General features: G+C 71.3%; 9 protein-coding genes and 1 pseudogene. 6 read left to right on the plus strand and 4 right to left on the minus strand.

The window, feature by feature from the left end; translation table 11 throughout:
- Positions 1 to 12: 12 nt before the first annotated feature.
- The 3 genes from ACQKIP_RS31745 to ACQKIP_RS31755 form a co-directional block, all read right to left on the minus strand.
- On the minus strand, positions 13 to 183 hold the full coding sequence (locus ACQKIP_RS31745) for a hypothetical protein (protein ID WP_427744851.1): 171 nt from the start codon (positions 181 to 183) through the stop codon (positions 13 to 15).
- On the minus strand, positions 180 to 1,721 hold the full coding sequence (locus tag ACQKIP_RS31750; RefSeq protein WP_427744855.1) for a PP2C family protein-serine/threonine phosphatase: 1,542 nt from the start codon (positions 1,719 to 1,721) through the stop codon (positions 180 to 182). Before ACQKIP_RS31750 ends, ACQKIP_RS31745 begins: the two co-directional genes overlap by 4 nt.
- Before the next feature lie 334 nt (positions 1,722 to 2,055).
- Complete coding sequence (locus ACQKIP_RS31755) at positions 2,056 to 4,494, minus strand: ATP-binding protein (protein WP_365854409.1); 2,439 nt, start codon at positions 4,492 to 4,494, stop codon at positions 2,056 to 2,058.
- A gap of 176 nt (positions 4,495 to 4,670) precedes the next feature.
- Here ACQKIP_RS31755 and ACQKIP_RS31760 point away from each other — a divergent pair, with 176 nt between their 5' ends.
- Both ACQKIP_RS31760 and ACQKIP_RS31765 read left to right on the plus strand, forming a co-directional pair.
- Positions 4,671 to 5,126, plus strand: a complete 456-nt coding sequence (locus tag ACQKIP_RS31760) for a carboxymuconolactone decarboxylase family protein (RefSeq protein ID WP_365854407.1) — start codon at positions 4,671 to 4,673, stop codon at positions 5,124 to 5,126.
- Between the two features lie 114 nt (positions 5,127 to 5,240).
- On the plus strand, positions 5,241 to 5,693 hold the full coding sequence (locus ACQKIP_RS31765; protein ID WP_365854405.1) for an iron chaperone: 453 nt from the start codon (positions 5,241 to 5,243) through the stop codon (positions 5,691 to 5,693).
- 39 nt (positions 5,694 to 5,732) lie between these two features.
- Here the strand turns inward: ACQKIP_RS31765 and ACQKIP_RS31770 are convergent, their stop codons facing one another.
- Positions 5,733 to 6,173, minus strand: coding sequence for an Lrp/AsnC family transcriptional regulator (locus ACQKIP_RS31770; RefSeq protein ID WP_365854403.1), 441 nt, complete (start codon positions 6,171 to 6,173; stop codon positions 5,733 to 5,735).
- 80 nt (positions 6,174 to 6,253) lie between these two features.
- On the opposite strand from ACQKIP_RS31770, the gene ACQKIP_RS31775 reads away from it, so the two are divergent.
- The 4 genes and pseudogenes from ACQKIP_RS31775 to ACQKIP_RS31790 all read left to right on the plus strand — a co-directional run.
- Positions 6,254 to 7,006, plus strand: coding sequence for an AzlC family ABC transporter permease (locus ACQKIP_RS31775; RefSeq protein WP_365854401.1), 753 nt, complete (start codon positions 6,254 to 6,256; stop codon positions 7,004 to 7,006).
- Entirely contained in the window at positions 6,999 to 7,325 is a 327-nt protein-coding gene (locus tag ACQKIP_RS31780) for a branched-chain amino acid transporter permease (protein WP_365854399.1), read from the plus strand. Before ACQKIP_RS31775 ends, ACQKIP_RS31780 begins: the two co-directional genes overlap by 8 nt.
- A gap of 97 nt (positions 7,326 to 7,422) precedes the next feature.
- On the plus strand, positions 7,423 to 7,983 hold the full coding sequence (locus ACQKIP_RS31785; protein WP_365854397.1) for a PadR family transcriptional regulator: 561 nt from the start codon (positions 7,423 to 7,425) through the stop codon (positions 7,981 to 7,983).
- Between the two features lie 68 nt (positions 7,984 to 8,051).
- Positions 8,052 to 8,840, plus strand: a pseudogene (locus tag ACQKIP_RS31790) (acyl-CoA dehydrogenase); the annotation flags it as partial.

Raw genomic sequence — 8,840 nt, forward strand, 5'->3', positions numbered from 1 at the left:
GAACTGCAACACTCACATCACGTCGATGAGCACTCTATCAGGAGCCGTGCCGTCGTCCAGGGCGCGCAGCACCAGGTCGGTGGCCGCGATTTCGTCGGCCACCGACACGGCTTTCCACAGCTCGGCCGTCAGTTCCTCGACTGCTTCGCCGGCGGTGGGCCGGTGCGGCGTTTCGATCGTCATGAGGTGTACCTGCCCCGAGTATGGCCGTTCACCGCACTCAGATGCTGCGTACGGGGCGCGGAGATGACCACGACGGCCATGTCGTCGTGCCTTCCCTTGCCGACCCACTGGGAGGCGAGCATCTGGACGCGCTCCACGATGCCCTCGGAGGGCATGCCCGCGCACTCCGCGAGGACTCGCTGGAGGCGCTCCTCGCCGAACTCGGTGCCGCCCAGCGGTCCGCCCTTGGCTTCGGTGATCCCGTCCGTATAGAGCACGCAGGATTCACCAGGCGCGAGACTGACCGCGGCGGTGCGGGCCCTGGCTTCGGGGATCGCCCCCACCAGCGTGCCGCGCGTCGGCGCTTCCTCCACCTCGCCGTTCGTGCGGACGATCAGCGGCGGCGGATGACCGGCACTGGTCAGCCGCAGGTTCACGCCGCTGCCCTCCCGTACGGCGGACGCCAGGACCAGCGTGGCGAACCGGGTGTGGTGGGAGTTGACCAGGGCGGTGTTGAGCAGACTGATCATCTGCTGGTGGTCGTCCGCCATGGGCAGCAGGGCGTGCAGGGTGTTGCGGATCTTGCCGGTCAGTACGGCGGCTTCCAGGCCCTTGCCGCAGACATCCCCGAGCGCCACGAGCGACGCCTCGCCCTCTACGGCGGCGGGGTGCACGTCGTAGAAGTCGCCGCCGATGCGCTCATGGTCCTCCGAGGGGCGGTAGCCGCCGGAGAAGTCCACCCCGGAGATCTGGTGCAGCGAGGGGGGAAGCAGCTCGCGCATCAGGACCTCGGTGATCGAGGTCTGCTCCGCGTACAGGCGTGCTGCCGACATGGCGGCGCCGGCGCGGGTGGCGAACAGCCGGGCGAAGACTTCCTCGCCGTCGGTGAACGCCGCGGTGCCGGAGCGGCGCAGCAGGACGAGGGCGCCGGCGGCGACGCCGTGCCCGGGCAGCGGGGTGATCACTATCGAGCCGACCGAACCAAAGCCCTCGGGCACCATCCAGTCCGGCGCGACGGAGGGATCGATCCACCGCGAGGGCACCGGGGGGAAGCCGCGCAGCGCCTCGCCGAGACCGGGCACGTCGTCCGGGTCCGCCGATTCCCGGGAGCGGACGGGGTCGGCGCCGCGCAGGCAGGACACCACCGGCAGCTGCTTCCCGCGCGTGGGCGCGACGACGAAGGCCGCGTCGGCGAGGTACTCCGCGGCCAGCTGCGCCGTCACGTCCATGCAGCGCTCCAGGTTGAGCGAGGAGAGCAGCAGGTTGGACGTCTTGGCCAGGAACTCGGTCCGCTCGCGCTCCATCCGCAGGGCTTCGCGCACCAGCCGGTGGTCGGTGTCGTCGATCAGCCACCACACCACGGAGCCGTCGCTGTGCACGCTGGAGTGCGCCTCGAAGCTGCGCCCGCTGATCGCACCCGAGACCGGTGTGTCCGCGTCCCGGGCGGGCCCTTTGAGCGCGTCGTGCGCGGCGGAGAGCCAGGCGGGGACCACGTCGGTGAAGACCGTGCCGGGAAGGGCCGCCGGCAGGAGCCCGTCGGCTGCGTCGCTGCGCAGCACGATGGTGCCTTCGCCGTCAGCGACGAGGACGGGATAAGGGGCATGGCGCAGCGCGGCGCGTTGCTCTGCGCCGGTGTCTGTCTGCGCCGGGATCTGCGCTTGGGAAGAAACCAAATATGGAGGACTCGCTGGGCGAATCCCTCACCTCATCGACTCGGAGGAACATTGCCGTCAAGCAACCATCCCTCACGTCACACGCGTCTTGCAACCAGCGCATTTGTCGGCGAAATTTCTTGGTCCGGAACACGTTTGACGTACCCGGATCGGGACACCCCATCGGGGTAGCCCCCCGCATGCCGGGTGCGGTTTGTGCCCCTCGGGAAGCGGGCCCCGGCTATGGCCGCAGGGCCGCCCGACCCGCCGTGCGATGTTCCGCGGCGGCGGCCGGATCCGTCTCGTCGAGCAGGGCCGCGATCCCTTCGCGGGCCAGCGCTTCCTCGTGTCGGTGCCCAAGGCGCGGGGCCAGTTCCAGGGCCTGCCGGTGCAGGCGCAGGGCCTCATCGGGCAGGCCCGCCAGGCGGCAGGTTTCGGCGTAGCCGTTGAGGAAGCGGACCTTCCAGTGCTCCTCGAACAATTCATCGAGGAGTGTGAACGCTTTCCGGTGGCTCTCCAGCGCCTCCTGGTGGCGGCCCATGCGCCGCAGCGCGACGCCCAGGCAGTTCAGGCACCACGCCTCGTTGTGCAGGTGCCCGTCCTCGCGGGCCAGCGCCAGCGCCTGCCGCAGGTGGCCCGCCGCCTCGTCGGGCTCCTGGTGGGCGATGGCGACGCCGAGGGTGATCAGGGCCGTCAGGGCGGGCGGCCACGCCGGGTCGGTGCGGGGGACGGCAAGGACCTCACGGGCCCGCTGCGCCGCCTCCTCGCGCTGCCCCAGCTGGAGCATCGCCCAGGCTTCCGACGCGGCCGCGTACGCCGCTCCCGTGCGGCAATCGGCCTGCTCGTACAGCTTCCCCGCCAGCGCGAAGAGTTCCAGCGGCTCCTCGACGTGACCCTCGTCCCACTTCAGGTAGCCGCGGCGCAGGGTCAGCTCGGCCTCCGACTCCGTGTCGCCCGCCCGGGCCAACCGGGTCCGCGCCGCCTCGTAGGAGGCGGCGGCCTCCGCCATGCGGCCCGCGTTGTAGCGCGCGAAGCCGAGATCGCTGTGCGCGTCGGCCACGCGCAGCGGATCGCCGAGGCGCTCTGCGGCGGCCAGGGACCGTTCGAAGAGGACGTTGAGGTGCGTGGTGCCGCAGCGCCGCGCGAAGTAGGCCCGCAGGAAGCGCGGCAGCTCGCACACGTGCGTGTCGGCCCCGACGGCCGCCGCCGTCTCGAAGGCGGCCACCACGTTCTCGTACTCCGCGACGAGCCAGGAGAACGCCGCGTGCTTGTCCGCGAACCGCGGCAGCGCGGTCGGCGGGCGGCCCGCGGAGGGCGGCCGGCCGGGCGACAGGAACGGCATCGCGGCGTCGGCGGCGGCCGCCGCGTGCACGTAGTAGTCGAGGAAGCGGCCCAGGGCGCGCTCGCGCTCGGCCGGTGAGTCCTGCTCCGCGCAGGAGCGGCGTGCGTGCTGGTGCACCAGGTCGTGCAGGCGGTAGCGGCCCGCTGTCGACTCCTGTACGAGGTGCGCGTCGACCAGGTCCTCGAGGATCGCGCGAGCGCCCTGCAGCGGCACGTCGGCCAGCGACGCCGCCAGGTACGCGTCGAAGGATCCGCCCGGCAGCAGGCCGAGCAGCCGGAACAGGCGGGCCTGCGCGCGGTCCAACTGGCGTACGGACATGGCGAACGCGGTGTCGAACTCGCTGACGCCCTCGGCCATCCGCTCGACGAGGATGCCCACCGTCCAGCCGGGCCGGTGCCGCAGCCGGGCCGCGGCAAGGCGCAGGGCCAGCGGCAGATGGCCGCACAGCCGCAGCACCTCGGCGGCGGACTCCGGCTCGCGGGCCAGCCGGCCTTCGGCGCCGCCGGGATCGCCGCTGGCGCGGGCCAGGAGCTCCGCGCTCTCCTGCGGGCTCAGCACGTCCAGGGAGACCGGGGGCACTTCGTCCAGGCCCAGGAGCCGGTTGCGGCTGGTGATCAGGGCGACGGACGGGCCGGCGCCGGGCAGCAGCGGGCGCACCTGTTCCGCGTCGGCGGCATTGTCGATCACCACGACGACCCGCCGGTCGGCGAGCTCGGAGCGCCAGCAGGCGGCCAGTTCCTCGACGCCCTCGCGCGGGACCTTCTCGGAGGGGACGTCCAGCGCGCCCAGCAGCATCCGCAGCGCGGAATCGGGGTCGAGCGGTTCGCGGCCCTCGGTGAATCCGTGCAGGTCCACATAGAGCTGGGCGTCGGGGTAGTCGGCGGCGAGCCGGTGGGCGGCGTGCATCGCCAGGCAGGTCTTGCCGACCCCGGCCATGCCGTCGACGGCGACCACCCGGTGGCTGTCCACCGCGGCCATGACGGCGGCGAGCTGGGCCTCGCGGCCGGTGAAGTCGGCCACGTCGCGCGGCAGGTCGTTGCGGGGCCTCGGCCGGCCCTGGCGGCTGGACTTGGGGGGCGCGGGCAGCGGGTTGGAGGCGCGCTCCCACAGGGGGCGCAGCGGGCGGGGGTCGCGCTTGACGAGGCGGCAGAGCGCGATCACCGCGGGCCACGGCGGCGGGGTCTGGCCGCTGAGGTAGCGCGAGAGGGACGAGGAGCTGAGGCCGGTGTCCCGCGCCAGGGCCCGTACGCCGAGCCCGGACAGCTCCTGGAGCAGCCGCAGCCTGGCTGCGAGATCGCTCTGCGGATCCGTCGTGGCCGTGCGGTGCGGATCGTCCACCAGATACCCCCGTGTCCCGTGTCGGCAGAAACCTACCGGGCCAAGTCGTCGCAGCTCAAGGGTGTTTCAGCTGTCCCACGGTGTCCCATCGCCGTGGTCGTGGCGGGCGGATCGGGCTGATATGGAGTCACGCCCCGGGGGAACGGGGACCGAAGCGGAACGAGGAGCAGACCAAGATGCAGTCCCGTATGCAGAACCCCGCCGTCGTCCTGTCGGACGCGATGCCCGCCATCCAGTCCCTCTTCAAGGCCGTGCACTCCGGCGGGGTGGACGCGCAGACCCTGGAGCTGGTGCACCTGCGGGTCAGCCAGATCAACGGATGCAGCGCCTGCGTCGACGGCGGCGCCAAGTCGGCCCGCAAGGCGGGCGTGAACGACGAGCGGCTCGCGACGGTCGCCGCCTGGCGCGAGGCCCCCTACTTCACCGAAGCGGAGCGGGCGGCGCTCGCCCTGGCCGAGGCCGCGACCCGGCTCGCCGACCGTCCCGACGCGGTGAACGACGAGGTGTGGGACGCCGCCGCCACCCACTTCGACGAGAAGCAGCTGGCCGCGCTCGTCCTCATGGTCGGCGTCACCAACCTCTTCAACCGGCTCAACGCCTCGACCCGGCAGATCGCCGGCGCCTGGGGGTGACCCTCCGGAGGGGGGAGCCGCGCGGCTCCTCCCGGGCACCACCGCTTCCCACTGCCCCACGCACACGACACCTGCACGTACACGTACACGTACACGTACACGAGGAGACCTGCCATGACCGCGGTGAAGTACGACGGATTCACGGACGAGGAGCGCGGCGCGATGAAGGCGCGCGCCCAGGAGCTGAAGGCGACCGCACGCCGCGGATCGCGCGCAGCCAAGGCGGCGGAGGAAGAGGCCGCCGTGGTCGAGAAGATCGCAGAGATGCAGGAATCGGACCGGGTCATGGCCGAGCGGATCCACGCCGTGATCAAGGAGAACGTGCCGGAGCTCGCGCCGAAGCTCTGGTACGGGATGCCCGCGTACGCCAGGGACGGCAAGGTCGTGTGCTTCTTCCAGAGCGAGCAGAAGTTCAACGCGCGGTATGCGACGTTCGGCTTCAGCGACAAGGCGGCGCTCGACGACGGCGCCATGTGGCCGGCCTCGTACGCCCTGAAGGAACTGACCGCCGACGGCGCGGCGCGGATCGCGGCACTCGTCCAGCAGGCGGTGAACGAACTGCCCTGACCTGCCGGTTATCCGACCTGCCGGACGTCGCGGCCGGCCCTACGGGGCCGGCTTGACGTTCTTCATGGTGAAGTGCGACGTGACGTTCTTGACCCGCGGGATGGTCATGACCCGCCCGCTGAGGAACGTCTCGTAGGCGGCCAGGTCGGCGACGGCGACGCGGACGAAGTAGTCGGGGTTGCCGAACAGGCGGCGCAGCTCGACGACCTCCGCGGCCTCGGCCAGGGTCCGCTCGAAGCGTTCGACGGTCTCGGAGTCCTGGGCTTCGAGGGTGAGGTCGAGCAGCACCTCGAAGGAGCGGCCGAGCCTGGCGGCATCGACGACGGCCCGGTAGCCGCGGATGATCCCGTCCGCCTCCAGGCGCTGCACGCGCCGCAGGCAGGGTCCCGTGGTGAGTCCGACGCGCTGCGCGAGCTCGACGTTGGTCAGCCGCCCGTCCCGCTCCAGCTCGGCGATAATTGCTCTGTCTGTCGCATCCATGCATAGAAGATTGCCGTAGAGCGCTTCGACCGCGCAATATTCGCAACCACATGGCGGGCTTTCTCCGGGACCATGAAGGGGTGCGACACGACCTCATTCCCCCGCCCCGGACAGAGCCGCCTGCGGTCCCGCCGGACCGCAGACGGCAGATCGCGGCCGGAGTGCGCGACTCCTTCTCCGCCGGGCTCGGCATCTTCCCGCTCGGCATCGCGCTCGGCCTGCTCGTCGTGCAGGCCGGACTGCCGTGGTGGCTCGCCCCGGCGCTTTCCCTGTCCGCGTTCGCGGGCTCGCTCGAACTGCTCCTGGTCGGCATGACGGCCGCCGTCACGCCGCTGGCAGCGGTCGCGCTGACGGTCTTCGTGGTGAACTTCCGACACGTGTTCTACGCGTTCTCGTTCCCGCTGCATCTGGTCAGGAACCCTTTCGCCAAGGCGTACGCCGTCTACGCGATGATCGACGAGGCGTATGCCGTGAACGCCTCGCTGCCCGAGCGCGAACGCTCGGCGCCCAGACTCCTGGCCATGCAGATCGCCTGCGAGATCTACTGGGTCGGCGGCGGTCTCGTCGGAGTGGCTCTGGGTGCCGCGCTTCCCGCGCCGGTCAAGGGGCTGGAGTTCGCGCTGTGCGCCCTGTTCACCGTGCTCACCCTGGACGCCTTCCGCACCCGCGCCGAGATGCCCTCGCTCCTGCTGGCCGGGGCGAGCGTCACCGTCGCGCTCGTCGTGACGCCGGGTCTGGCCATGTTCACCGCGCTGCTGCTGTTCGTCGCCCTGCTCCTGGCCCGCCACGCGCTGACCGTCCGCCGCACCGCCGGGGAGGCCGCCGATGCCTAGCACCGGTTACCTCCTGGCCGTCCTCGCGATCGTCTTCACGATCACGCTGGCCCTGCGCGCGCTGCCCTTCGCCGTGCTCGGCCGGCTGCGCGGCTCGGCGGCCGTGCGGCGGCTCGCGGTGTGGATGCCGGTCGGCATCCTGGCGATCCTCGCGGCGACCGCCCTGTACGGCACCATCGCCGAGGACCCCGGCACCACGGCCTACGCGCTCATGGCGGTCGCCGTCACCGCGGGCGTGCACCTCGCCTGCGGACGGCGCACGATCCTGAGCGTCGGCATCGGCACCGCCCTCTACGTCGTGCTGGTCAACACCCGCTGACGCCCGCCGGCTGGTTCGTACAAATGCGCGGGTGAGCCGTGTCTCACCAGGGCGGCCCCGCTTGTTTATGCAACGAGTTGCATAGCAGGATCGGGGCATGGCGCTAGAGCACGCGATCCTCGTCTCGCTGCTGGAAAAACCGGGCTCCGGCTACGAGCTGGCCCGGCGGTTCGAGCGGTCCATCGGCTACTTCTGGACCGCCACCCACCAGCAGATCTATCGCGTCCTCAAGCGCATGGAAAGCGACGGGTGGATCGACGTCCGCGAAGTGCCGCAGCAGGCACGGCCGGACAAGAAGGAGTACTCCGTCACCGCACCCGGACGAACGGCGCTCTCCCAGTGGCTGCACGAGCCGATCGAACCCGAGAGCGTGCGCCACGAACTCGCCGTGAAGATCCGCGGCGCCGCCTTCGACGACCCGGCCGCCCTGATCCGCGAGGTCGAGCGGCACCGCCAGGCCCACACCGACCGCCTCGCGCGCTATCTCGCGGGGGAGCGGCGTGACTTCACCGGACCCGAGGCGCCCGCCGTGCCCGACGCCGGGCAGGAACTCCAGCACGTCGTGCTGCGCGGCGGCATCGCGTACGAACGCATGACGCTGGCCTGGCTCGACGACGTGCTCGACACCCTCCACCGGCTCGGTCCTCCCGGGGACTGAACCGGCGCCCCCCACCTCACCTCGCTCCCACCCCTGAAAATCCTCCCGAGCCGGAAAGGCGAACACCCATGGCCGACCCGCTGCTTTTCAACCCGCGCACCTACGACCCCCAGCAGTTCGACCCCGAGACCCGCAGGCTGCTGCGCGCCACCGTCGACTGGTTCGAGGCCCGCGGCAAGCGGCGGCTGATCCAGGACTACCGCGACCGCGCCTGGCTGGCGGACTTCCTGGAGTTCTCCGCCAAGGAAGGGCTGTTCGCGACCTTCCTCACCCCGGCCTCCGCCGCTGACGGCAACCCGGACGCACGCTGGGACACCGCCCGGATCGCCGCCCTCAACGAGATCTTCGGCTTCTACGGCCTCGACTACTGGTACGCCTGGCAGGTCACCATCCTGGGCCTCGGCCCGGTCTGGCAGAGCGAGAACGCGGCAGCCCGTACGCGTGCGGCGGAACTCCTCTCCCAGGGAGAGGTGTTCGCCTTCGGCCTGTCGGAGAAGACCCACGGCGCCGACATCTACTCCACTGACATGCTCCTGGAGCCCGACGGCCAGGGCGGCTTCCGGGCCAGCGGCTCCAAGTACTACATCGGCAACGGAAACAAGGCCGGACTCGTCTCCGTCTTCGGCCGCCGCACCGACGTCGAAGGCCCCGACGGCTACGTCTTCTTCGCCGCCGACAGCCGCCACGAGGCCTACCACCTGGTCAAGAACGTCGTCGACTCCTCCAAGTACGTCAGCGAGTTCCGCCTGGAGAACTACCCGGTCGGCCCCGACGACGTCCTGCACACCGGCCGCGCCGCCTTCGACGCCGCCCTGAACACCGTCAACGTCGGCAAGTTCAACCTCTGCACCGCCTCG

Source organism: Streptomyces sp. NPDC059900, assembly GCF_050270335.1.
Classification (GTDB): domain Bacteria; phylum Actinomycetota; class Actinomycetes; order Streptomycetales; family Streptomycetaceae; genus Streptomyces.